Below are 22,354 nucleotides of genomic sequence, written 5' to 3'. Positions count from 1 at the left end.
GTGCCGATCCGCGCTCAGTGGTTGGCGGCCGCGCTGCCGAGCAACCCACGCAGGTCGGTGGCGAGCCGGTCGAAGCGGGGATCCGACATCACCTGCGCGTAGTCGCGGTGCGCCGGCAGCTCGACCGGGAAGGTGCGGATGATCCGGCCGGGCCGGGGACTCATCACCACGACCCGGGTGCCGAGGAAGACCGCCTCGGCGATGGAGTGGGTGACCAGCACCACAGTGGTCCCGGTCTCGCGCCAGATCCGGTGCAGTTCGGCGTTCATCTGCTCGCGGGTCAGCGCGTCCAGGGCGCCGAACGGTTCGTCCATCAGCAGCACCGGCGGGGAGTGCAGCAGCGCGCGGCAGAGCGCCACCCGCTGCTGCATGCCGCCGGACAGCTCGTGTGGCAACGCCTTTTCGAAGCCGGTCAGGCCGGTCATCTCGATCAGTTCGTCGGCGCGGCGGGCCGCCTGCGCCCGGTCCATGCCGCGCATCTCGGCCTGGAGCAGGATGTTGGCGCGGGCGCCGCGCCACTCCAGCAACGCGGCCTTCTGGAAGACGAAACCGATCTCCTTCTGCGGGCCGCGCACCGGGCGCTCCAGCAGCGACACGTCACCGCTGGTCGGCTTGACCAACCCCGCGACGATCTTCAGGAGGGTGGATTTGCCGCACCCGGACGGGCCGACGATCGTGACGAACTCGCCCGGCTCGATGTCCAGCGACACGTCGTCCAACGCGGTGGTCTGCGACCGTCGGGTGGTGAAGCGGACGGTCAGCCCGGACATCCCGATGGCGGTGCCGGTGGCTGCCGGCGCGGCGGTCACCGGGTCACCCCTGCGCCGCGTACGAGGAGTCCCAGTACGCGCTGGGCGCTCCCGGGTCCTTCAGCTCGGCGTAGCGGGACATCAGGTCGATGGTCTCGGTCCACTGGGCCTCGGTGTTCACGCCGGGCGGGCCGTCCGCGCCGATCAGTGGCATGTTGAGCGTGAGCTGCTTGGTGAGCACCTCGGGCGCTGGCTCGTTCTCGGCCAGAGCCGTCATCGCGCTCACCGCGCCGGCCGGGTCCCGGGCGGCGTCGGCCCAGGACTTCTGGGTGGCCCGGACGAACTTGCGGACCAGCTCCGGGTCCTTCTGCAGGGTCTGGGTGTTGGCGATGAGGCCGGTGCCGAGCAGGTTCATCCCGTAGTCGGCGAAGAGCAGCACGTCGACCTTCTTGCCGGTCTTGCTCTCGATGGTGGGCGCCTGGTCGTGGAAGAAGCCCATGATGGCGTCGACCTTGCCCTCGGCCAGGGCGGCGATCTTGCCGGCGGCGTCGACGTTGACCACCTTGACGTCGTCCTTCTTGAGGCCGTTCTTCTCCAGCCAGGCCGGGAAGGTCGCGTAGAGGGCGTCGCCGGGGGTCCCGCCGACGGTCTTGCCCTTGAGGTCGGCCGGGGTCTTGATGTTCTCCTCGGTGAAGAACTCCACCGAGGAGGGTCCCTTCTCCAGGTACGCGCCGAGGCTGCGCACCGGCATGCCGCTGGCCACCGACTTCAGCAGCACCGGGCTGTCCGCCCAACCGAAGTCGGTCTGCTTCTGGGCGACCTGCTTCACGGTGTTGCCCGAGCCGTTGCCGGGCAGGATCTTCAGGTCGATGCCCTCGGCGGAGTAGTAACCCTTCTGCAGGCCGTAGTAGAAGGGCGCGTGCTCGCCGTAGGGCACCCAGTTGAGGGTGAGGGTGACCTGTTTGCTGCCGTCGGCGTTGGTGCTGCCGGCGGGATCGTCCCCACCGCAGCCGGTGGCGGCGAGGAGCAGGGCGGCGGTGGCCAGGATGGTGGTGGCGGTGCGTTTCATCGGTGCCTCCGTGATGGGGTCGGTCAGGAGGTGGTGAGGGACACGCCGGCCCGGCGGCTGGCGTGCCACGGAATGAGCAGTGCCTCGGCGATCTCGACGAGGACGAACAGGACGATGCCGATGGCCGACATCAGGATCAGGTCGGCGAACAGCAGTGGGGCGTCGAGGTTGCCGTTGGCCAGCAACAGGACGTAGCCGAGCCCCTCGCTGGCGCCGACGAACTCACCGACCACGGCACCGACCACGGCGAGGGTGACGGCCACCTTCAGACCGGCCATCAGGTGCGGCAACGCGTTCGGGAAGCGGATCTTGCGGAAGGTGCGCCACGGCCCGGCACCCATCGTGGCGGCGAGGTCGAGCAGCTCCGGATCGGTGGAGCGCAGCCCGGCCACGCCGGAGATGACCACCGGGAAGAACGCGATGAGCACCGCCAGGATGATCTTCGGGGTGAGGCCGAGGCCGAACCAGACCACCAGCAGCGGCGCGATGGCGATCTTCGGAATGACCTGTGCGAACAGGACGATCGGGTAGAGCGCCTTGTCCAGGGTGCGGGAGTAGGCGATGGCGACCGCGGTGACCAGACCCAACGCGGCGGCCAGCACGAAGCCGAGCACCGTCTCGTAGAGGGTGACCACTGTGTGCCGGGCCAGCTCGGACCACTGGGTGGTCATCGTCTCCCACACCTGGCCGGGGGTGGGCACCAGGTAGTTCGGGACGTACTCGCGGGCCGCCACGAACCACCAGGCGGCGAAGAAGACCGCGAGCACCAGCGCCGGGCGCCAGAGCGAGTCGGCGAAGGTCACCGCCCGGCGACCGAGCGTGGGACGTGGTGGACGGCCGCCACCGGATGACGGTGTCACCACCGTGGACGAACCCGTGCCGCCGGCCGCATCGACGCTGCCCGGCCCGGCAGCGGCTGCTCGCGCACCGCCGGCCTGGTCGGCGGCGGCCTGCCGGCCCGCCGTGTCCAAAGAGTTCTCGGTCACGCGGAACCTCCTCGGGGCCCGGTACGGCACCCGTGGACCGGGCCGTCGGCGGATCAGGCAAACGCTTTCCTGGAGCGTAGGCGGCCCCCTCACGCCGGGCAAGGCCTTTCCTCGATCTGTTTCCGCCGATGCCTGGCACCAGCCCGACAGCCGTCCCGAAGGGACGGTCAGCCGGCCGCCGGGTAGGTGTCGAGGAGGCCGCACATACCCAACCGGCCCCGCTCGACCGGCTCGTTCACCGCGTACACCCCGGCGTCGCCCAGGTGGCCGGGATCCCCCCGCCCCAGGGCGTCGAGCTGCGCGGCGGTGTCGGCGGCGGCGCGGCCCGCGCCGGCCTCCCACCGCTGCCGCCACCGCGTCAGCAACGGCTGGCGCAGGGCGATCGCGGCGGCGTGGAACGCGGCCAGCGCCGCCGCACCGCCGGACCGCAGCGCCTGGAAGCCGGTCACCGCCAGATCCCGACGGCGGTACGCGGCGAACACGTCCGCGCCCGGCGCTCCCCCGTCGGGCAACGCCGCCGCCGCGGCGTACGCGGCCGGGTCGGCCAGCACCTCGGGTGGGAAGGTCAGCACCGCGTCACCGGCCTCGGGCAGGCCGCTGTTCTGCATCAGCACCACGATGCTCAGCCCGCCGGTGTTGACCAGGCGGTGCACGGTGCCCGGCTCGAACCAGACCACCACCCCCGGCCGCAAGGGCGTCTCCCGGTAGCCGGCCGTGGTCAGGGTCTGCACCGCGCCCTCGCCGTCGGTCACCACGTAACCCTCGGTGCAGCACAGGTGCACGTGCGGAGTGCCGCCGACCAGGCCGTCCGGGGCCGCGGTGTCGTAGACGCGCAACCGGGACACCCCGACCCCACCGGGCAACGGTGCCGGCCGATCACGCATCGAAGTACTCGTCGGTGTCGTCCGCGGCCGGCAGGGACACCAGCAGCACGGTGAGATCGCCGATGGCCCGGTGCCGGCAGCCCGGCTTGATCAGGAACGCGGACATCGGCCGGGCCGGGTGACGGACGCCGTCCAGCTCGATCTCGCCCTCACCGGCGAGCACGACGTAGTACTCGGTGGCGATCCGGTGGTGGTGGGTCACCGCGTCCTGCACCTGGAGCAGATGCACGCTGGCCTGGCCCTCGCTCTCGGCGATGAAACCCCGGCGGGTGGTCCCACACGAGCAGCGCCGGGCGGGAAGGTCGTCAAGTTGAAGTACCGCGAAGCGATCGGACACGGCCGGGCCTCCCTGCGGGAAAGGGCTTTCTCTGCGGTACGGTGACGCTAGCCGGCACGACGAAACGCCGTCAACAGATCGAGGGGGCGGGCCATGGCGACCCTGTCCGATGTGGCCCGCCGAGCGGGCGTCTCGCCCGCCACCGCCTCCCGCGTCATCAACGGCAGCAGCAAGCCGGTCACCGACGAGCTGCGCGAACGCGTGCTCGCCGCCGTCGCCGAGTTGCAGTACGTGCCGAACGCGCACGCCCAACTGCTGGCCCGCTCGCACCGCAGCGCGGTCGGCGTGATCGTGCACGACGTCTCCGACCCGTACTTCGCCGAGATCACCCGGGGCCTGCAACGGGTCGCCACCGACCAGGGCCGGCTGCTGATGATCTGCAACAGCTACCGGGACCCGGACCGCGAGTTGGAATACGTGGAGCTGCTGCGCGGCCACCAGGTGGCGGCGCTGATCCTGGCCGGCTCGGGCTACCACGACGAGGCGTTCACCCGGCAACTCAACGAGAAGCTCGCCGCGTACGAGGCCACCGGCGGGCGGGTGGCGGTGATCGGCCGACACGAGCACTCCGGCGACGCCGTGATGCCGGACAACCGGACCGGCGGCTACCTCGCCGGGCGGGAGCTGTGCGGTCTGGGGCACCGGGCGATCGGCGTGGTCGCCGGCCCGCGCATCCTGACCACCACCACCGACCGGCTCGCCGGGCTCCGGCAGGCCCTCACCGAGCAGGGCCGCGAGCTGCCCGAACGGCGCATCCGGTACGCGGAGTTCGACCGCGACGGTGGCGCCGAGGCCACCGCCCGACTGCTCGACGCCGACCCGGAGCTGACCGCGATCGTGGCGCTCAACGACTCGATGGCCATCGGCGCGCTCGCCACCCTGCGCGCGCGTGGGTTGGCCGTGCCGCAGCAGATCTCGGTGCTGGGTTTCGACGACATGCCGATCGCCCGGGACGTGACCCCGGCGCTGACCACCGTGCGGCTGCCCCTGGTCGACATGGGTGTGCGGGCGATGTCCCTGGTGCTCGGCGTCGAGGCCCCGACGCCCCGGGTCGAGGTGCTCCCCGCCGAGCTGGTCCGCCGCGACACCGCCGGGCCCGTCCCACTGTCCACCCGCGCCACCGCGGGTTCCGCGCCACGCGCACGGCGAGGTGACAGCACGTCGTGACCGGTGCCAGCCCAACCCAGCGGCCCCTCACGCGCGCCGATGTGGCGTACCTGGTCGGTGTGTCGTTCGGGCCACACACCCGGGTCCGGGACGCCGGTCCGCTGGCCGGCGGCGGGTACGCGACGGTCTGGTGGGCATTGCTCGACGACGACCGCCGGGTGGTGCTGAAGCTGGCTCCGCCGGCCGGAACGCCGCTGCTGCGCTACGAACGCGGGCTCTGCGGTGCCGAGGAGCGGTACTTTCGGCTCGTCGCGCAGCGGGCGCCGCAGGTGCCCGTCCCCCCGGTGCTCCGGCGCGGCACCGACCCGGCGTACGGCGAGTGGTTGGTCACCGCGCTGCTGCCCGGCCGGTCGCTGGCCGACCTGGCCGAGGCCGGTGTCGTGGTCGACGACGGCCCGGCGCGCTACGACCTCGGGGTGGCTCTCGCCGCGCTGCACCGGGTGACCGGTGAGCGGTTCGGGTACGACGACCGGGCCGGGGGGCCGACCTGGCGGGCGGCGTTCACGGCGATGCTCGACGCGCTCCTGGCCGACGCGGTCGACTGGGACGTCCGGCTGCCGGTGACCCCGGAGCAGCTGCACGCACTGGTGGGGCGGCACGCCGACGTGCTCGACGAGGTGCGCCGACCGGCGTTGCTGCACTTCGACTGCTGGGACGGCAACGTGCTGGCGGCGCCCGACGAGGACGGCCGGTTGCGGCTGCGCGGCCTGGTGGACGGCGAGCGGTTCCTCTACGGCGATCCACTGCTGGACCTGGTTTCGCCGCTGCTCTTCCGACGCGTCGAGGACGAGCCGGAGCACCCTCTGCTGCGCGGCTACCAGGCCAGGGCGGCTGAACCGTTGGTGCTGAACGCTTCGGCACGCCGCCGGCTCGGTCTCTACCGGTTGCACCTGTACCTGCTGATGACTGTGGAGATGCCCAGCCGCGGGATGACCACGCGCAGCCATCCCGGGCGGTCCGCCCGGCTGGCGGCCCTGCTCGACGAGGAGCTGGCCGCGCTCGCCTCGGGCTGACCGCCCGGCGCGGGTGGCGTCCGACGCGTGGTCGGACGCCACCCGCTCGCGGTCAGGGCAGGTTGATCGGGCGCAGCACCCGGTCCACGGCGTGCGCGATCTGCCGGTTGCCCTTGTTGACGTCGTAGGAGACGACCCGCGCGTCACGGTCGTCGGTGTCGGCGTCGACAAGCCGCACCTGGCGGAAGAAGTACAGGTAGGTGCGCACGTCGACCTCGACCGTCGAGCCGAGTGCGGTGGTCAGGTCCGTGCCGTCGGCCCGGACCGCCGTCTTGCGGTCGATGGTGGCTCCCGGGACCACGTGGTAGAGCAGCACCGACTCGACGGTGTCGATGCCCAGCCCGGCCACGGCGGTGAAGGTGGCGCTCTCACTCGGCAGCTTCCGGGCCTGCGTGATCTCGCGGACCAACTGCTGGAAGGCGGCGTCGGTGGGGATGAACGCGGTCAGCGCCGCGGTGCCGTCGGTGAGCACCTTGACCGGAGAGTTCGGCTTGGCCTCCAACACGGCCAGCACGGCCGCCGTCAGCACGTCGAAGTCACGCGAGTTGCGGTCGAAGCCGCTGCTGTCCCGGGTGAGCACCTGGGCGAGTGACGTCGTGCCGAGCGGCTTGGGCTTGCTGGTGGCCTGAGCGGCCGGTACGGCGACCGCGGTGGTGGCCAGCGCGGTGGCCATGGCACCCACCGCCATCCGGGCGGCGATTCGTGCGATCTTCATCAGCGGGCCTTTCGTCGAAGCGACCGGATCCGTGACGTCTCGTCACGATCCATGCTTCGCACCGGGTAGGCCGCGCAGATGCACCAGCGGATAACTGATTGTCCGGGGCTCCTGCCCGGGCCTAACCTCCCCGGGTGCTGATTCGGGGGTTCGTCGAGCGGGACTGGTCGCAGGTGTGGCCGATCATCGAGGAGGTGATCCGGGCACAGGAGACGTTCCCCTACGACCCGGCGATGACCGCCGAGCAGTCGTACGGCATGTGGGTCGAGGCGGCGCCGGGGCGGACCGTCGTGGCGGTCGACGGCGAACGGGTGCTCGGCACCGCGAAGATGGGCACCAACCGGCCCGGGCCGGGCGCGCACGTGTCCACCGCGAGCTTCATGGTCGCCGCCGACGCGCGGGGCCGGGGCGTGGGCACCGCGCTGTGCCGCGACGCTCTCACCTGGGCCCGCCGGCAGGGGTACGCCGGCATGCAGTTCAACGCCGTGGCGGAGAGCAACGGTTCGGCGGTGCTGCTGTATCGGCGGGAGGGCTTCGAGGTGGTCGGCACCGTGCCGGGCGCGTTCCGTCACCCCACTGTGGGCCGGGTCGGCCTGCACGTGATGTACCAGGAGTTCTGACCGCGCCGCGCTCCGCTCGCGTCGATCATGGACTTGTGGTGGTGGACGAAAGGGGCATGCCTTCACAACGCGGCCACCACGAGCCCGTGATCGACCAAGGGGTTCAGCCGCCGGCCGGGGCCGGGCGCAGTCCGGGCTGCCCGGCGGCCGGCTCCGCGCCGGCCCGGCGGATCGGGGTGAAGAGGCCGCCGACCGCGACCAGCAGGCACCCCGCGCCCGCCGCGAGCGTGACCGCCGCAGCACCGTGGCGGCCGGCGGCCCAGGTCAGCACGACAGCGCCGGCCGGACCGAGGGCGTAGTGCGTGCTCCAGAACGCCGACGTGACCCGGCCCAGCAGGTGATCGGGGGTGATTTCCTGGCGCAGGGACATCGAACAGATCCCGCCGACGCTGAGACAACAGAGGTACACCGCCGTCAGCGTGGTGACCGCGGGAACTGTGGTGGCGAGGCCGACCCCCGCCACGGCGAAACCGCAGATCGCGTGCGCGCCGATCCAGGTGGGGCCGAACCCGCGACGGCGGCGCAGCGGCGCCACCAGCAGCGCGCCGGCGACAGTGCCCAACGCCGCCAGGCCGAGCACCGTGCCGACGGTGCCCTCCGAGCCGCCGAGGTCGTGCGTGACGTGGTAGATCAGCACGTCGACGAAGCCGTAGGTGAGGAAGATGAAGACCGACAACAGGACGGTCAGCGCGCGCAGCACGGGCTGTCGCCACAGGAACCGCGCCCCGGCCAGGAACTCGGCCAGCGGACGTTGCCGGGCCACCTGCTCGTCCACCTGGACGGGACGCAGTCGGATCAGCCACAGGCCGGCCGCCGAGAGCGCGAAGCTCGCCGCGTTGACGGCGATGGCGGTGGCCGGGCCGAAGCGGGCCGCCACCACACCGGCGAGCAGCGGCCCGAGGACGGCCGCCGCCGCGTACGTCGCCTGCAACCGGCCGTTGGCCTCGGTGATCCGGTCGGAGTCGACGAGGTTGCGGACGGCGGTCACCGCGGCGACCTGGAACAGCATGCCGGCGGCCTCACAGATGGGCAGCACGACGAAGAGCAGCCAGACCTGCGGGCCGGCGAGCCACGCCAGTGGCACCGCGGCGTAGAGCACCAGCCGGGTCAGATCCGCCACGATCATCAGGGTGCGGCGGTTGTACCGGTCGACCAGCACCCCACCGAAGATCCCGGCGACGACGGACGCCGCGCCAGCGACCGCGGTGAGCAGGCCCATCTGCGCCACCGACCCGGTCGCCTGAAGCACCAGCAGCGGCACCGCCAGGTAGGCGAACGAGTCGCCGGCCGCCGAGAGCGACTGGGCGACCCAGTACGTGCCGAAGGTCCGGTCCCGCCAGAGCGGAGCCCGACCAGCGGCGACGGATCGGCTCATCGCGCCAAGGGTAGTGAACGGGCCCCTCCGATGGTGGCCGTGGCGGGCGTCACATCGCTGCCGTGTCACGAACCGGCGAGCGGCACGCATCTCGTGGTCGTCAGTCCGATCAGAGAGGCGGAACAATGAGCACAGCACATCGACAGGTCCCGGCGGGCACACACCGCGTACTGATCCTCGGCGCGGGCTACGCGGGCATGGCCGCGGCGACCCAACTGGCGGCCCGGACCAGGCGGGCCGACGTGCAGGTGACAGTGGTCAACGCACAGGAGCGGTTCACCGAGCGTCTCCGGCTGCACATGACGGCGACCGGTCAGCGGCTCGCCGAGCTGGACATCCCTGAGCTGCTGGCGGGAACGGGTGCGCAGTTCGTGCGCGGCTGGGTGACGGCGGTGGACGCCCACGCGAAGACCGTCCGCGTCGACGACAGCCGGGTGCTGCGCTACGACACCCTGGTCTACGCGTTGGGCAGCGTGACGGACACGACGGCGGTCCCGGGCGTCGAGGAGCACGCGTACGCCCTGGACGGTCCGAGCGGCGCGACCACGCTGGCGGACCGGCTGGCACGGCTCGGCACCGGCACTGTCGTCGTGGTCGGCAGCGGGCTGACCGGGGTCGAGGCGGCCGCCGAGATCGCCGAACGGCACCCGGAGGCCGGTGTCACGCTGGTGGGCCGGCAGGACCCGGGAGCGAGCATGAACCCGACGGCCCGGGCGTACCTCCGGCGCGCGCTGACCCGCCTCGGCGTCCAGGTGATCAGCGGAGCTGCGGTCACCAGGGTCCGGCCCGACGGGGTCGACCTGGCCGGTGCGGAGACCGTGGCGGCCGACGTCGTCCTCTGGACGGGTGGTACCCGGGTGGCGCCGCTGGCCGCCGCCGCCGGGTTGACCGTCGACGAACGCGGCCGCGTCGTCACCGACTCCGCGTTGCGGTCGGTGTCGCACCCAGACGTGTACGCGATCGGCGATGCGGCAGCGGTCCGGCAGGGTTACGGGGTGCTGCACGGCACCTGCCAGAGCGGGATGCCGACCGGCGTGCACGCGGCGGTGTCGATCGCCCGTGCGCTGCGGGGCAGGCAACCCCGGCCGTTCCGGTTCGGTTACTACCACACGCCGGTGAGCCTGGGCCGAAACGACGCCGTCGTGCAGTTCACCCGCCCCGACGACAGCCCACGCCGCGGGTGTCTGACCGGGCGGATGGCGGTCTGGTACAAGGAGACCGTGAGCGCTTCGCCCTGGTCGACCTACCGTCGCATGTCGCGGTTGCCCTCCTCCGGCGCGTTCTGGCCGCGTGGTGGCCGTTTCACCCGCCTGCGGGACGCGCGGTGACGCACCCGCCGGACGCCGACGAGCAGGTGTTCCACAGTCATCGCAACCTGCTGTTCTCGGTGGCCTACCGGATCCTCGGCAGCGCGGCCGATGCCGAGGACGCGGTGCAGGACGCCTGGATCAGCTGGTCCTCGGCGGACCGCTCCCAGGTCGCCGACCCCAGGGCGTACCTCGCCCGCATCGTGTCGAACCTCGCGTTGCAGCGCCTGCGCTCGGCCCGGCACCGCCGCGAGACCTATCCGGGGCCGTGGTTGCCCGAACCCGTCCTGACCGAAGCGGACGCCGCCGACGCCGTCACCGACGCCGAGTCGGTGTCGATGGCGATGCTGGTGGTGCTGGAGACGCTCAGCCCGATCGAGCGCGCCGTGTTCGTCCTGCGGGAGGTCTTCGACTTCAGCCACGCGGAGATCGCGGCGGCGGTGGAACGCTCCGAGGCGGCGGTCCGGCAGACCGCCCACCGTGCTCGCGAGCACGTGCGGGGCCAGCGGCGACGTTTCACGGCGGACCGTTCGCAGCAGCGCGGGGTCACCGAGCGATTCCTCGCCGCCTCGACCGGTGGCGACATCAACACCCTGCTGGAGCTGCTGTCTCCGGACGTCACGTTGTGGACCGACGGTGGCGGTAAGGTCCGCCAGGCCCTGCGTCCTGTCAGGGGTGCGGGAACGGTCGCCGCGTGGTTCGCGGCCAGCGGCACCGTCACCTACCAGGGCGTTGCGCCGCACGACATGCGCGCCGCCCTGGTCGAGATCAACGGGGGCCCGGGTCTGGTGTTCAGCGGTGCGGGTCGGGTGGTCGCCACGGTCTCCTTCGACATCGACGCCGACGGCCGCATCACCACCATCCACAACGTCGCCAACCCCGACAAGCTTCGCGCCGTCGCCGACGGCACCACCCACCACCTCGCGACGCGGTGAGCCGGCCGGTTCACCCTCAGCCGGTGCTGGTGAGATCGGTGGTCGCCGCGAGTTCCGTGACCACGTCCAGGAACCGGTGCAGTGCGGGCGCGGTGTTGCCCGCCAACCACACCATCTCGGTGTACGCGTGGGCGCCGGCGAGCGGGACGAACACCACGCCGGTGCGGCGAAGACTCGCCGCCGAGCAGGCGAGCCGGGTGACGCCGAGTCCGGCAGCGACCAGGCCGAGGAGACTCTGCACGCCGGCCTCCTCCTGAACGACGGTCGGCACGAAGCCCGCTTCCCGGAACTGCTCCTCGTAGGCGCGGTGCCAGGGTTCCCAGGAACTGCGCGGGGTCATGACCCACGGTTCGTTCGCCAGGTCGGCGAGGGTCAACTCGTCGCGCCCGGCGAGCGGGTGGCCCTCGGGGAGCACCGCGCAGACCGGTTCGGTCGTCAGTCTCCTGGATTCCAGGCCCGGAACGAGCGGGGTCCGGGTGAAGGCGACGTCGAACCGCTCGTCGAGGACGCCCTGGACCAGGGGCGCGATGCTGGTGGACTCGGTGGCAAGGTGCAGGTCGGGCAGGTGGTGGCGGACTGCCCGGACGACCGGGGGCAGCAGGTGGTTGGCGACGGTGGTCAGGAAGGCGAGCCGGAGGGTGCCCACCTCACCCCGCAGGGCTCGCCCCACGACGGCGACGGCCTGCTCGGCGCGGTCGACGACAGCACGCGCCTCGGGCACGAACAGGGCGCCGACGTCGGTGAGGGTGGTACCGCGGCTGTCACGGTCGAACAGCTTCGCCCCGAGGGCGCGTTCCAGGGCGGTGATCTGCTGCGACAGCGACTGCTGGGCGATCATCAGGCGGGCGGCGGCCCGGGTGAAGCTCAACTCCTCCGCGAGGACCAGGAAGTACCGCAGTTGTCGCAGCTCAGGTGTGGCCACAGGAACAGACTGTAGCTACGCCAGGAAGAGCGTGTTGGCCGTCCGCACAGACCTCCGCGCACGATCGGTGCGAAGGGTGGCGCCGGCACACCGTACGCCGGTACGGCGAGCCGGCAGGCCACATGACGACACCCACCGAAGGAAGACGATCATGCCGGAAACACGCGTCAGCACGCCGTTCAACGCCCGATCCACCGCCGCCGACGTCGTGGCCGGTGTCGATCTGACCGGGCGGCGCGCCATCGTCACCGGTGCCTCGTCGGGCATCGGGGTGGAGACCGCCCGGGCGCTCGCCATGGCGGGCGCCGAGGTGACAGTGGCGGTACGGGACGTGCCGGCCGGAGAACGGACCGCGCGGGAGATCGGCGCAGGGACCGCGAACCGGCTGATCCGCGTCGCGCCGTTGGACCTGGCCGACCAGCGATCGGTCGCCGCGTTCGTGGCCGCCTGGGACGGGCCCCTGCACATTCTGGTCAACAACGCCGGGGTGTCGGCGACCCCCGAGATGCGCACCGCGGAGGGTTGGGAGTTGCAGTTGGCCACCAACCACCTCGGCCACTTCGCCCTCGCCAACGGGCTGCACCGGGCGCTCGCCGGGGCCGGTCGGGCCCGCGTGGTGTCGCTGAGTTCCATCGCCCACGTGCAGGCCCCGATGGTCTTCGAGGACGTCAACTTCCGGGAACGCCCCTATGACCGCATGCTCGCCTACGGCGAGTCGAAGACCGCCACCGCACTGTTCGCGGTCGAGGCGAACCGGCGCTGGGCCGCCGACGGCATCACCGTCAACGTGGCCAACCCGGGCGCGGTCGCCACCAACCTGGGACGGCACCTGACCGAGGAGGACTACGCACAGCTTCCGGCGTTCGACTTCAAGACCCCGCAGCAGGGGGCCGCGACCTCCGTGCTGCTCGCCGCCGGGCCGCAGCTGGAGGGCATCGGCGGCCGGTACTTCGAGGACTGCCAGCAGGCGGTGCGCCACGACCCGGCGGACCCGCTGCGCGGCGTCGCCGACCACGCGATCGATCCGGCGGCGGCGGGGCGGCTGTGGCAGCTCTCGCTGGATCTGCTCACCGGCGCAGAGCGTGCCTGAACGCCCGGAAACGGCCGTGGGATCCCCCACGGCCGTTTCCGGAAGGCGCGAAGCGCTCAGCCCTTGCGCAGCGGCGCGAGCGCCGTGCTCCAGGCGACGACCTGGTCGAGCGTGGCGGTCAGCGAGTCCTGGTGGAACTGGTTGGGCTTGAAGACGCTGAAGTTCTCGAAGTCGGTGAAGAGCGACAGCGCGACCTGCGAGCGCACGTCGGCCATCTGGAGCTCACCGGAGATCAGACGCAGGTGCTCCACGGCGCGCGTCCCGCCGACCGAGCCGTAGCTGACGAAGCCGACGGCCTTGTTGTTCCACTCGGCGTAGAGGAAGTCGATCGCGTTCTTCAGGGCACCCGAGGTCGAGTGGTTGTACTCGGGGGTGACGATGATGAACCCGTCGAACGACGCGATCGTCTCGGCCCACCGCTTGGTGTGCGGCTGGCTGTACTGGCCCATCGAGGGCGGGTACGCCTCGTCGAGGTGCGGCAGCTGGTAGTCGAGCAGGTCGATCAGCTCGTACTCCGCGTCGGAGCGCTGCTTGGCGATCTCGAGCACCCAGCGGGCGACGGCCTCGCCGTTACGCCCCGGGCGGGTGCTTCCGAGGATGATCCCGATCCTGGTCATGTGTGGCGCCTTTCAGAGGTCCTTGCCTGACGACGGGAACGCTAACCGGAGCTTGATTGGTCAAGCAAATATCCGACCTATGGGCGTGGTCACACGGAGGGTGAGCATTTGCTCAGTCAAACAAGTATGATAGGAGGATGCCCAACCCCTCCGGAGCGACTCCGCAACCCCTCACCCCAGACGAGGAATCCCTGGTTCGCGCCCTGGGCCAGGTGATGCACGTCCTGCCCCGCGCGATCGACGCGGACATGGTCGGTGACCGTCAGCTACCGCTCACCGAGTACACCGCGCTCATGAACCTCTCCGAGACACCGGACCGGCGGATGCGCATGAACGAGCTCGCCGCGCTCTGCCACCTCTCCCTCAGCGGCATGACCCGCACGATCATCCGGCTGGAGACGCAGGGCCTGGTCCGACGAGAACGGTGCGAGGAGGACGCGCGCGGCTGGAACGCCGTCCTCACCGACGCGGGCTACGCACGCCTGCAGGAGTCCTGGCCCAGCCACCTGGCTGCCGTACGCCGCCGGTTCCTCCAGCACTTCGAGGGCTTCGACCTCGCCCAGCTGGCCCGCGCGTTCCAGCGGGCCGGCACGGCAGAGCCGGCCGACTGAGCCACGCCGGCCCGGTCGGCCGCCCTCCCATCCGGCCTCAGCCGAGCAGCCGGCCCTCGGCCACCAGCGCCCACGCCAGCAACCCGAAGGCACCGGTCGACGCGAGGGCGCGGACCACGTTGCCGCGTACCCAGGTGACCTCGAAGCGCGCTCGCAGGGCCGCGAGATCGGTGGCGTCGTCGACGTCGCCGGCGCGGGCCAGCACGTTGTTGAGCGGCACGTTGACCACGGCGGTGACGCCGAGCACCACCAGGTACAGCAGCAGCCCGGCGACGATCCACGGCAGCACCGCGCGACGCTCGTCCGCCAGGTGCAGCGCCGCCGCCAGCAACGTGAACAGCAGCGCGCCGCCGAAGCACACCGCGAACCAACCGTTGAGGATCGACTCGTTGATCCGCCGCATGGCGAGCACCAAGGTCCGGTCGTCGGTGCGGGCCAGACCCGGCATGACCGCGTACGCGAAGGCGGCGAACAGCCCGGCGGTCAGGCCGGTGGTCAGCGTGGCGACGAACAGGCTCGCGGTACTCAGAACTCCCATCCGCCTATTGCACCCGTTGACGTGCGCGCTGACCAAACGCGACAGCGGTCACCGGGCCGGAGCGTGGGCGGCGAGCGGGTTGGTGAGGGTGCCGACGAACTGGAGCGCCGCCGACGGGTCGGCCAGGTCGATCATCTGCTGGTTGTTGCGCAGTTGTAGCCGGTTGAGGCAGGACAGCGTGAACTCCGGGGCGAACAGGTCGTAGTGGCGGATCCGCTCGGCCAGGAGCGGCACCCGGTCGAAGTAGTCGGCGGCGCAGGCCGCGACAGTGCGCCAGAAGTCGTCCTCGGTGAGCACGCCGGCCTCGACCAGGACCGCGTTGAGGTGCCGCAGGAAGCAGTCCACCACGTCGGTGAAGATGGTCAGCAGCTTGGTGTCGTCGGGCACCTCGACGCGGATCCGCTCCACCGCCGCCGGCAGCTCGACCTTGTCGCTCATCACCGCGATCTCCTCGGCGATGTCCTTGAAGATCACCCGCTGGACGGTGTCCTGCTCGTCGAGGACCAGGATGACGTTCTCGCCGTGCGGCATGAAGGCCAGGTCGTGGGCATAGAAGCTGTGCAGCAGCGGGGTCAGGTAGGCGTCCAGGTAGCGACGCAGCCACACCTCGGGCGCCAGGCCGGACCGGGCGATCAGCGCCGCCGCCAGTGAGCCGCCCTCGTCGTCGACGTGCAGCAGCGCGGCCATGGTGGACAGTCGCTGCCCCGGCGCCAGCCCGGGCACCGGGCTCTCCCGCCACAGGGCGGCCAGCATCTTGCGGTACGGGGAGGTGCGCTCGGTCGCCGCCTCGTACTGCCGGTGCCGGTAACCCACAGCGGCCCGCTCCCGGATGACGGTCAGGCCGGTGCCGGTCAGCACCTCGTCGGCGGCGATCAGGTCGGCGAGCCAGTCGTTGATCGCCGGGGTGGCCTCCATGTACGCGGCCGACAACCCCCGCATGAAGCCCATGTTCAGCACCGACAGCGCGGTCTTGACGTAGTGCCGACCCGGCTCGCTGACGTTGAAGAAGGTGCGGATCGACTGCTGCGCGAGGTACACGTCCGGCCCAGGGCCGAGGTGCACCAGCCGCCGCTCCGCCAGCTCCCCGGCGAAGGTGACCGCCAGCTTGTTCCACCACTGCCACGGGTGCGCCGGGATCAGGTGGTAGTCGGCGAGGTCCAGCCCGAGATCGGCCATCGTGGCCGCGAACCGGGCCCGGGTCTCGGCGTCCAGCTCGCTTCCGATGAGCGTGTCGTAGTCGAGGTCGGCGGCGCTGCTGAACGTCGAGTGGTCCCGGTGCGCGGCCAGCCACTCCAGCCGCACCGGCGCGGCGGCCTCCGGGGCGTACCGGTGGTACTCGTCGACGCCAAAGCCGAGCCGGCCGTTGTTCGCCACGAAGCAGGGGTGACCCTCGGTCATCGAGGTCTCGATGGTCTGGAAGTCCGCCTCGGCCAGCTCGGCGGCGGTCGGCGCGGCCTGGGCCAGCTTGTACGCCGTACCCGCCAGCGTCGAGGTGATCTCCTCCAGGTAGACCGGGAGCACCCGCGCGGAGAGCCCGAGGGTGTCGCGCAGTTCGACGATGAGGTCCACCGCGTCCGGGGCCAGGGCGATGCCGTCGCGGTGCCGGGTGATGCTGTCCGCGTCGACCTGCCAGTGCGCCAGGGCGAGCACCCGCGCCGCGAACCGGTAGGTGACAGTGCCGTCGTCGCTGCGGAGCTCGTACCACTGCCGGTCGTCGGGGCCGGCCACAGCTTCGGGGCTGAGCAGCCGCTCATGGGTGAACTCGGCGAACGCCTTGCGGACCAGCAGCCGGTTGGCCCGGGCCCAGAGCTGCGGGGTGAGGTGCCCGACCGGGTTGCCGGAGGCGTTGTGCGCGGTGGCGACGGGCGGGTGGGTGGGGACGGCGGTGGTGGTCACGCCGGGGCTCCTTCGGTTCGGGTGACAGCGGCGCGGTCGGCAGCGGCGCGGTCGGCAGCGGCGCGGTCGGCAGCGGCCTGGAACTGGGCTCGGGTGCAGACGCTGAGCAGCGCGTCCTTCTCGGGCTTGGCGATCGGGCCGATGACGGTGAAGCCGACGGCGGCGTTCAGCGCGTGCACGGCGGTGTTGCGCACGTCCGGTTCGACCACCACGCGCCGGGTCGTCGGGTCGTCGAAGAGCCACGCCATGACGGTGCCGATCACCGCCCTGGTGAAGCCGTGCACGGGCGCGTCGACCGGCGCGCAGAGGAAGTGCATGCCCACGTCACCGGGCTGGTGGTCGTACAGGCCGACCAGTTCGACGTGGGCCGGGTCGTAGCGCTCCGCCAGGAAGGCGGGACTCCCCCGCCACAGGCCTAGGTACGCGTCGTGGTGCGGGTGCTCGGCGATGCGCCGGTACTCCTCGGTGACCTGGGCCAGGTCGGCGTCCTGCATCATCCAGAACGCCGCCTTCGGGTGGGTCACCCAGGCGTGCAGCAGCGCCGCGTCGGCGTCCGGATCGAGCGGCCGCAGCGCGAACTCACCGAGCCCGTCGTCGACCCGGGTGAAGACGGTGGTCACGACGACACCCCGAACTCCTGGAAGGTGATGCTCTTCTCGATGGGGTAGTACTCCCGGCCGAGCAGCTCACGGATGATCCACGAGTTGCGGTAGGCGCCCATGCCCAGGTCCGGTGAGGTGATGCTGTGCGTGTGGGTGCCCGCGTTCTGCAGGAAGATGCCCCGCCCACTGTGGTCGATGCTGTAGTTGCGGGCCACGTCGAAGCGGCCGTGCGCGTCCCAGCGGATCCGGTCTGACACCGGCGTGAGGAACTCCGGCACCCGGTAGTGGTAGCCGGTGGCCAGGACAAGGCCCTCGGTACGCAGCACGAAGTTGCGCTCCTGCTCCACCTGACGCAACCCCAGCGTGTACTGCCCGTCCTGGTGCTCGGCGCTGACCAGCTCGGTGTTGGTGAGCAGGCGGGTGTTCACCGGCCCGTCCACGCTGTGCGCGTAGAGCAGGTCGAAGATGTCGTTGATCAGGTCGGCGTTGATTCCCTTGAACAGGCCCTTCTGCTCGGACTCCAGCCGGTAGCGGGTCGCCTCGGGCAGCGCGTGGAAGTAGTCCACGTAGTCCGGTGAGGTCATCTCCAGCGTCAGCTTGGTGTATTCGAGCGGGAAGAACCGCGGCGATCGGGTCACCCAGTTGAGCTGGTAGCCGTACCGGTCGATGTCGCCGAGCAGGTCGTGGTAGATCTCGGCGGCGCTCTGCCCGCTGCCCACCACTGTGATGCTGCGCTTGGTGCGCAGCGCTGTGCGGTGCTCCAGGTAGTGGGAGTTGTGCACGGCGTCACCGGGCAACTCGGCCACGGCCGGGGGCAGGTGCGGCGGGGTGCCGGTGCCGAGCACCAGATGGCGGGCCCGGTACTGCACGGTCTCCCCCGTGCCGGTGCTGGCCCGCACCACGTACCGCTCGTCGGCGGGGTCGTACTCCACAGTGGTCACACTCTGGCCGAAGCGAAGGTTCGGCAGTTTCGCCGCCGCCCACCGGCAGTACGCGTCGTACTCACTGCGCAGCGGGTAGAAGCTCTCCCGGATGTAGAACGGGTAGAGCCGGCCGATCTCCTTGAGGTAGTTGAGGAAGGAGTACGGCGACGTCGGGTCGGCGAGGCTGACCAGGTCGGCGATGAACGGGGTCTGCAACCGGGCCGACTCCAGCAGCATGCCGGGGTGCCAGGCGAGGCTCGGCCGCGCCTCCAGGAACACCCCGTCGAGCTCGTCGATCGGCGCGGTGAGGCAGGCGAGGCCCAGGTTGTACGGGCCCAACCCGATGGCGATGAAGTCGTGGGTGGACATCGGGGTCTCCAGGCGCGGGTTCGTGGTCACCGGCGTCAGCCGACGGGGCAGGTCAGGTCGGCGTCGACGTGGTCGTGCACGTACTGGCCGGCGTGGGTGGCGATCAGGTCGAGCACGTACCCGACGTCGTCGACTGTGGTTTCCGGGTTGAGCAGGGTGAACTTCAGGAAGTGCCGGCCGTCCACCCGGGTCCCGGCGACCACGGCGAGACCGGACGCCGCGAGGGCCTCCCGGGCGTGCAGGTTGGCGGCGTCGGCCAACTCCCGGCCGGGGCCGGTGGGCAGGTAGCGGAACACCACTGTGCTCAGCTCCGAGCGCGTCACCACCTCGAAGCGCGGGTCCTCGCTGACCAGTTGCCAGGCATCGGCGGCGCGGTCGACGACCTCGTCGAAGAGCCCGCCGAGCGCGTCCGGGCCCATCACCCGCAGGGTGAGCCAGAGCTTCAGCGCGTCGAAACGGCGCGTGGTCTGCAAGCTCTTGTCGACCTGGTTGGGAATGCGCTGCTCCACCATCCGGGCCGGGTTGAGGTAGTCGGCGTGGTAGGTGACGTGCCGCAGCGTCCGCCGGTCGCGGACCAGCAGCGCGCTGGAGCTGACCGGCTGGAAGAAGGACTTGTGGAAGTCGACGGTGACCGAGTCTGCCCGCTCGATGCCGTCGAGCAGGTGCCGGCGCGTCGGCGAGACGAGCAGACCGCAGCCGTACGCGGCGTCCACGTGCAGCCAGACGCCGGCCGCCGCGCAGATCCCGGCCAGGTCCGTGAGTGGGTCGATCGAGCCGAAGTCGGTGGTACCGGCGGTGCCGACGACGGCCATCACCACCAGCCCGGCCTGCCGGCACCGGGCGATCTCCTCGCGGACGGCGGTCGGCCGGATCCGTCGCCGGGCGTCGGTGGGTACCGCGATCACCGCGTCCGGGGCGAGGCCGAGCAGTTTGGCCGACTTCTGCACGCTGAAGTGACCGGCGGCGGAGGTGAGCACGCGCAGCCGGGGCAGCAGTTCGGCGCGCGCCGCCGGGCCGATGGCGTCGGCGCAGGCCTCCTCCCGGGCCAGCAGCAGCGCCTGGAGGTTGGACTGGCTGCCGCCGCTGGTGAAGATGCCGTCGGCGCGGGGGCCGAGGCCGATCCGCTCGGCCGTCCAGTCGATCAGCCGGCGCTCGATGAGGGTGGCCCCGGCGCTCTGGTCCCAGGTGTCCAGCGAGGAGTTCACGGCGGTGAGCACCGCCTCACCGAGCAGTGCCGGGATGGCCACCGGGCAGTTGAGGTGGGCCAGGTAGCGGGGGTGGTGGAACCAGACGGCGTCGCGCAGGTAGACGTTCTCCAGCTCGTCGAGGGCGGCACCGGCGTCGCCCAGCGGACGGTCCAGGTCCACCCGGTCGACCAGGGGGGCCAGCTCGGCCGGCGTGATCCCGGTGCCGGGACGGTCCACTGTGGCCACGCGGCGGGCCACCCGGTCGACGCCGTCGGCGATCGTCCGGCGGTACTGCTCGACCGAGCCGCCATGCAGCAGTTGGGCCCGCGCGGCGGTTGACGCCGGTGGCGGCGTGGTGGTCTCGACGGGGTACGTCGGCACGGTCACGGGATGTCCTTCCACGTTCTCGACGAGGGGCAGCCGGGACCGTCCCCGGCGCGGCGGTGCGCCTCGGGGCAGTGCTGCCGATCGGTTGGGGTCGTCAGTCAGGCGGTGGCGCCGGCCAGCGCCTCGGCACGCACGTCCTCTTCGGACGATCCGCGTCGCCAGTAGCCGGCGAAGGTCACCCTGCGGCGGTCGAAGCCGCGCTCGTCGACGAGGTGCCGGCGCAGCGCCCGCACCACGCCTGACTCACCGGCGATCCAGGCGTACGGGGTGCCGCCGGTGGGGAGCCGGGCGGCGCGAACGGAGCTGACCAGCAGGTCACTGCCGGGCGGTGTGCTGCCCCGCACGATCCACCTGATCTCGGCGTCGGCCTTGGTGGGCAGGTCGGTGATGTCCGCGGCGTCGGGCACCTCGATCCAGGCGCGGACCCGGGTGCCGGCGGGCAGCCAGGCCAGGATGCCCTCGACGGCCGGCAGCGCGGTCTCGTCGGCGGCGAGCAGCACGAGGTCCGTGGCGTCCGGCGGGCGGAAGCAGACGCTGCGGTTGTCGGGCACCGCCGGGCCGAGCAGCAGCACCCGGTCGCCGGGGCCGGCCAGGGCCGCCCAGCGGGAGGCAGGGCCGGTGTCGCCGTGGCTGACGAAGTCGATGTCGACCTCGGCGTCGGCCGGGCGGTGCTCCCGGATGGTGTACGAGCGCAGCACCGCGCGGACGTCCGCCGGCAGTGCCCGCCAGCTGCCGAACCAGTCCTCGCCCTGCTCGACCGGGACCACCGGGGCGTGCTGCCCGGGGTGCGGCAGGAACAGCGAGACGCTCTGGTCCCGGCCGCCGCCGGCGAAGTCGGCCAGCTCCGCGCCACCGAACGTGACCCGGATCAGCGAGGCGCCGACCCGGTGGGCCCGGACGACGTGCGCCGCGTAGAAGCGGTACTGCGAGGCGATCGGTGCGGTGGCGCTCGTACTCATGGCGTCAGCTGACCTTCTTCGCGTTCCGGATGGCGGTGGCGAGGTTCTCCAGCAGCGGCGCGGAGCCGGCGTACGAGAAGCGGGGTACCGCGTCCCACGGGCTCACCTGGTTGGCCTTGACCGCCGGCAGTTGCTGCCAGGTCGGCTTGGCGGTGAGGTCCTTGGCCTGCAAGGCGGTGCTGCGGTTGTCCAGCAGGATCAGGTCGGCCGGGAACTTGCCGGCGCTCTCCCAGCTCAGCGCCTCGAAGTAGTCGCCGGCTTCGAGCTTGGTGGGGACCACGATGTCGACGCCCAACTCGGCGAAGTACATCAGGTCGGTGCTGACCTTCGGGTTGGAGACGTAGAAGAGGTCGGGGCTGCCGGAGCAGGCCATCACCTTGATCCCGGGGTTGGCCTTGACCGCCTGCCGGACCGCCTCGGCGGCGGCGTCGAAGCGGGCCTTTCCGTCGGTGACCTTCTTCGCGGACAGGTCCGCGCCGAGCGACTCGGCCAGCGCCGCGTACCGCTCGATGGGCTTGGTCATCGGCACCCGGGCGGTGGTGATCGCCACACTGGGCGCCAGCGGGAGGATCTTGGCCTTGCTCTCGTCCGGCACGTACCAGAGCGCGTCCGGGTCGTACATGTGGGTGACCAGCAGTTCGGGGCGCAGCGCCGCGTACTTTTCCAGGCTGAACTCGCCCCACACGTTGCCGAGGATCTCGACGCTCTCGACGTTCAGGTCGCCGGCTTGCGGCTCGGCCGTGCCGTCGGCGCGCCTGGTCTCACCGAAGACGCCCACGAGCTGCTTGTCGAGACCGAAATCGATCAGGGCCGCCGCCACACCGGTGAAGGCCACCACGCGGGTCGGACGGGCCGCCGCCTCGACCTTCGTGCCGCGGTCGTCGGTGAACGACCAGGGGCCACCTCCGTTGCCGGCGGCGGGTTTCGCGGCGTCGTCCTTGCCACAGGCGGCGAGCAGGGTGGCCAGCGTGGCAGCGCCACCGGCAGCCAGCAGGCCACGGCGGGAGAGGCGGCGGGCGGACAGAGCATCGGGCATGGTGTTGTCTTTCGATCAAGGGTTGGCCGGTGTCGACCAGGGCAGCGGGGTTAGGTTAGC

At 71.5% G+C, this 22,354-nt stretch carries 23 protein-coding genes; 7 read left to right on the top strand and 16 right to left on the bottom strand.

Translation table 11 applies throughout. The features are described 5' to 3' along the window. Positions 1-14: 14 nt before the first annotated feature. The 5 genes from ABTW72_RS25160 to ABTW72_RS25140 form a co-directional block, all read right to left on the bottom strand. Entirely contained in the window at positions 15-770 is a 756-nt protein-coding gene (locus tag ABTW72_RS25160) for an ABC transporter ATP-binding protein (protein WP_247669117.1), read from the bottom strand. A 43-nt stretch (positions 771-813) separates the two neighbouring features. After that, positions 814-1,818 (bottom strand): ABC transporter substrate-binding protein, encoded by a 1,005-nt coding sequence (locus tag ABTW72_RS25155; RefSeq protein ID WP_091400123.1) that lies wholly within the window; start codon positions 1,816-1,818, stop codon positions 814-816. A gap of 23 nt (positions 1,819-1,841) precedes the next feature. Further along, a complete protein-coding gene (locus tag ABTW72_RS25150) occupies positions 1,842-2,804 on the bottom strand; it encodes an ABC transporter permease (protein ID WP_350862379.1) in 963 nt (320 codons plus the stop codon). 167 nt (positions 2,805-2,971) lie between these two features. Next, positions 2,972-3,688, bottom strand: coding sequence for a cupin domain-containing protein (locus ABTW72_RS25145; protein WP_350862377.1), 717 nt, complete (start codon positions 3,686-3,688; stop codon positions 2,972-2,974). Further along, positions 3,681-4,025: a cupin domain-containing protein gene (locus ABTW72_RS25140; protein ID WP_091398731.1), complete on the bottom strand. Its 345-nt coding sequence runs from the start codon at positions 4,023-4,025 to the stop codon at positions 3,681-3,683. Before ABTW72_RS25140 ends, ABTW72_RS25145 begins: the two co-directional genes overlap by 8 nt. 93 nt (positions 4,026-4,118) lie before the next feature. Here ABTW72_RS25140 and ABTW72_RS25135 point away from each other — a divergent pair, with 93 nt between their 5' ends. Together ABTW72_RS25135 and ABTW72_RS25130 are read left to right on the top strand one after the other, a co-directional pair. Next, entirely contained in the window at positions 4,119-5,192 is a 1,074-nt protein-coding gene (locus ABTW72_RS25135) for a LacI family DNA-binding transcriptional regulator (protein WP_350862375.1), read from the top strand. Continuing rightward, positions 5,189-6,205 carry a phosphotransferase family protein gene (locus ABTW72_RS25130; protein WP_350862373.1) on the top strand — a complete coding sequence of 339 codons (1,017 nt, stop codon included), beginning with the start codon at positions 5,189-5,191 and terminating at the stop codon, positions 6,203-6,205. The genes ABTW72_RS25135 and ABTW72_RS25130 overlap by 4 nt, the downstream gene beginning before the upstream one ends. A gap of 52 nt (positions 6,206-6,257) precedes the next feature. Here ABTW72_RS25130 and ABTW72_RS25125 read toward each other — a convergent pair whose 3' ends face one another. After that, positions 6,258-6,920, bottom strand: a complete 663-nt coding sequence (locus tag ABTW72_RS25125) for a fasciclin domain-containing protein (RefSeq protein WP_350862371.1) — start codon at positions 6,918-6,920, stop codon at positions 6,258-6,260. Positions 6,921-7,054: 134 nt separating this feature from the next. Between ABTW72_RS25125 and ABTW72_RS25120 the strand changes: the two genes are divergently transcribed. Beyond that, positions 7,055-7,540, top strand: coding sequence for a GNAT family N-acetyltransferase (locus ABTW72_RS25120; protein WP_350862369.1), 486 nt, complete (start codon positions 7,055-7,057; stop codon positions 7,538-7,540). Positions 7,541-7,643: 103 nt separating this feature from the next. Here the strand turns inward: ABTW72_RS25120 and ABTW72_RS25115 are convergent, their stop codons facing one another. Further along, on the bottom strand, positions 7,644-8,915 hold the full coding sequence (locus ABTW72_RS25115) for an MFS transporter (RefSeq protein ID WP_350862367.1): 1,272 nt from the start codon (positions 8,913-8,915) through the stop codon (positions 7,644-7,646). 125 nt (positions 8,916-9,040) lie between these two features. Between ABTW72_RS25115 and ABTW72_RS25110 the strand changes: the two genes are divergently transcribed. Continuing rightward, a complete protein-coding gene (locus tag ABTW72_RS25110) occupies positions 9,041-10,243 on the top strand; it encodes an NAD(P)/FAD-dependent oxidoreductase (protein WP_350862365.1) in 1,203 nt (400 codons plus the stop codon). Beyond that, positions 10,240-11,157 (top strand): RNA polymerase sigma-70 factor, encoded by a 918-nt coding sequence (locus tag ABTW72_RS25105; protein ID WP_350862363.1) that lies wholly within the window; start codon positions 10,240-10,242, stop codon positions 11,155-11,157. Before ABTW72_RS25110 ends, ABTW72_RS25105 begins: the two co-directional genes overlap by 4 nt. A gap of 16 nt (positions 11,158-11,173) precedes the next feature. Here the strand turns inward: ABTW72_RS25105 and ABTW72_RS25100 are convergent, their stop codons facing one another. Continuing rightward, the gene (locus ABTW72_RS25100; RefSeq protein WP_350862361.1) at positions 11,174-12,079 is read right to left on the bottom strand and encodes a LysR family transcriptional regulator; all 906 of its coding nucleotides are present in this window, start codon (positions 12,077-12,079) and stop codon (positions 11,174-11,176) included. Between the two features lie 151 nt (positions 12,080-12,230). On the opposite strand from ABTW72_RS25100, the gene ABTW72_RS25095 reads away from it, so the two are divergent. After that, positions 12,231-13,169, top strand: a complete 939-nt coding sequence (locus ABTW72_RS25095) for an SDR family NAD(P)-dependent oxidoreductase (protein ID WP_350862359.1) — start codon at positions 12,231-12,233, stop codon at positions 13,167-13,169. Between the two features lie 56 nt (positions 13,170-13,225). Here the strand turns inward: ABTW72_RS25095 and ABTW72_RS25090 are convergent, their stop codons facing one another. Further along, complete coding sequence (locus tag ABTW72_RS25090; RefSeq protein ID WP_350862357.1) at positions 13,226-13,786, bottom strand: NADPH-dependent FMN reductase; 561 nt, start codon at positions 13,784-13,786, stop codon at positions 13,226-13,228. Positions 13,787-13,923: 137 nt separating this feature from the next. Here ABTW72_RS25090 and ABTW72_RS25085 point away from each other — a divergent pair, with 137 nt between their 5' ends. After that, positions 13,924-14,397: a MarR family winged helix-turn-helix transcriptional regulator gene (locus tag ABTW72_RS25085; protein WP_350862355.1), complete on the top strand. Its 474-nt coding sequence runs from the start codon at positions 13,924-13,926 to the stop codon at positions 14,395-14,397. A gap of 37 nt (positions 14,398-14,434) precedes the next feature. Here the strand turns inward: ABTW72_RS25085 and ABTW72_RS25080 are convergent, their stop codons facing one another. The 7 genes from ABTW72_RS25080 to ABTW72_RS25050 all read right to left on the bottom strand — a co-directional run bounded on the left by ABTW72_RS25080 (position 14,435) and on the right by ABTW72_RS25050 (position 22,294). After that, positions 14,435-14,935, bottom strand: a complete 501-nt coding sequence (locus ABTW72_RS25080; RefSeq protein WP_350862353.1) for an anthrone oxygenase family protein — start codon at positions 14,933-14,935, stop codon at positions 14,435-14,437. A 48-nt stretch (positions 14,936-14,983) separates the two neighbouring features. After that, positions 14,984-16,831 carry an IucA/IucC family protein gene (locus ABTW72_RS25075; RefSeq protein ID WP_350862351.1) on the bottom strand — a complete coding sequence of 616 codons (1,848 nt, stop codon included), beginning with the start codon at positions 16,829-16,831 and terminating at the stop codon, positions 14,984-14,986. Next, entirely contained in the window at positions 16,828-17,451 is a 624-nt protein-coding gene (locus tag ABTW72_RS25070; RefSeq protein ID WP_350862349.1) for a GNAT family N-acetyltransferase, read from the bottom strand. The genes ABTW72_RS25075 and ABTW72_RS25070 overlap by 4 nt, the downstream gene beginning before the upstream one ends. Beyond that, entirely contained in the window at positions 17,448-18,725 is a 1,278-nt protein-coding gene (locus ABTW72_RS25065) for a lysine N(6)-hydroxylase/L-ornithine N(5)-oxygenase family protein (RefSeq protein ID WP_350862693.1), read from the bottom strand. The genes ABTW72_RS25070 and ABTW72_RS25065 overlap by 4 nt, the downstream gene beginning before the upstream one ends. A gap of 35 nt (positions 18,726-18,760) precedes the next feature. Then, a complete protein-coding gene (locus ABTW72_RS25060) occupies positions 18,761-20,299 on the bottom strand; it encodes a pyridoxal phosphate-dependent decarboxylase family protein (RefSeq protein WP_350862347.1) in 1,539 nt (512 codons plus the stop codon). Positions 20,300-20,397: 98 nt separating this feature from the next. Continuing rightward, complete coding sequence (locus tag ABTW72_RS25055) at positions 20,398-21,258, bottom strand: siderophore-interacting protein (RefSeq protein ID WP_350862346.1); 861 nt, start codon at positions 21,256-21,258, stop codon at positions 20,398-20,400. 4 nt (positions 21,259-21,262) lie between these two features. Beyond that, positions 21,263-22,294: an ABC transporter substrate-binding protein gene (locus ABTW72_RS25050; protein ID WP_350862344.1), complete on the bottom strand. Its 1,032-nt coding sequence runs from the start codon at positions 22,292-22,294 to the stop codon at positions 21,263-21,265. Between the last annotated feature and the right edge of the window lie 60 nt (positions 22,295-22,354).

This window comes from Micromonospora sp. NPDC127501 (assembly GCF_040302185.1).
In the GTDB taxonomy this organism is placed as follows: Bacteria; Actinomycetota; Actinomycetes; order Mycobacteriales; family Micromonosporaceae; genus Micromonospora.
The sequence above is the reverse complement of the archived record's forward strand: the minus strand, read 5'-3'. Positions and strand labels throughout refer to the sequence as shown.

Excerpts from the sequence above, each read along its gene's own strand:
- ABTW72_RS25160 (WP_247669117.1), bottom strand. The coding sequence starts at position 770 with ATGTCCGGGCTGACCGTCCGCTTCACCACCCGACGGTCGCAGACCACC.
- ABTW72_RS25155 (WP_091400123.1), bottom strand. The coding sequence starts at position 1,818 with ATGAAACGCACCGCCACCACCATCCTGGCCACCGCCGCCCTGCTCCTC.
- ABTW72_RS25145 (WP_350862377.1), bottom strand. The coding sequence starts at position 3,688 with ATGCGTGATCGGCCGGCACCGTTGCCCGGTGGGGTCGGGGTGTCCCGG.
- ABTW72_RS25135 (WP_350862375.1), top strand. The coding sequence starts at position 4,119 with ATGGCGACCCTGTCCGATGTGGCCCGCCGAGCGGGCGTCTCGCCCGCC.
- ABTW72_RS25125 (WP_350862371.1), bottom strand. The coding sequence starts at position 6,920 with ATGAAGATCGCACGAATCGCCGCCCGGATGGCGGTGGGTGCCATGGCC.
- ABTW72_RS25115 (WP_350862367.1), bottom strand. The coding sequence starts at position 8,915 with ATGAGCCGATCCGTCGCCGCTGGTCGGGCTCCGCTCTGGCGGGACCGG.
- ABTW72_RS25110 (WP_350862365.1), top strand. The coding sequence starts at position 9,041 with ATGAGCACAGCACATCGACAGGTCCCGGCGGGCACACACCGCGTACTG.
- ABTW72_RS25095 (WP_350862359.1), top strand. The coding sequence starts at position 12,231 with ATGCCGGAAACACGCGTCAGCACGCCGTTCAACGCCCGATCCACCGCC.
- ABTW72_RS25090 (WP_350862357.1), bottom strand. The coding sequence starts at position 13,786 with ATGACCAGGATCGGGATCATCCTCGGAAGCACCCGCCCGGGGCGTAAC.
- ABTW72_RS25085 (WP_350862355.1), top strand. The coding sequence starts at position 13,924 with ATGCCCAACCCCTCCGGAGCGACTCCGCAACCCCTCACCCCAGACGAG.
- ABTW72_RS25080 (WP_350862353.1), bottom strand. The coding sequence starts at position 14,935 with ATGGGAGTTCTGAGTACCGCGAGCCTGTTCGTCGCCACGCTGACCACC.
- ABTW72_RS25065 (WP_350862693.1), bottom strand. The coding sequence starts at position 18,725 with ATGTCCACCCACGACTTCATCGCCATCGGGTTGGGCCCGTACAACCTG.
- ABTW72_RS25055 (WP_350862346.1), bottom strand. The coding sequence starts at position 21,258 with ATGAGTACGAGCGCCACCGCACCGATCGCCTCGCAGTACCGCTTCTAC.
- ABTW72_RS25050 (WP_350862344.1), bottom strand. The coding sequence starts at position 22,294 with ATGCCCGATGCTCTGTCCGCCCGCCGCCTCTCCCGCCGTGGCCTGCTG.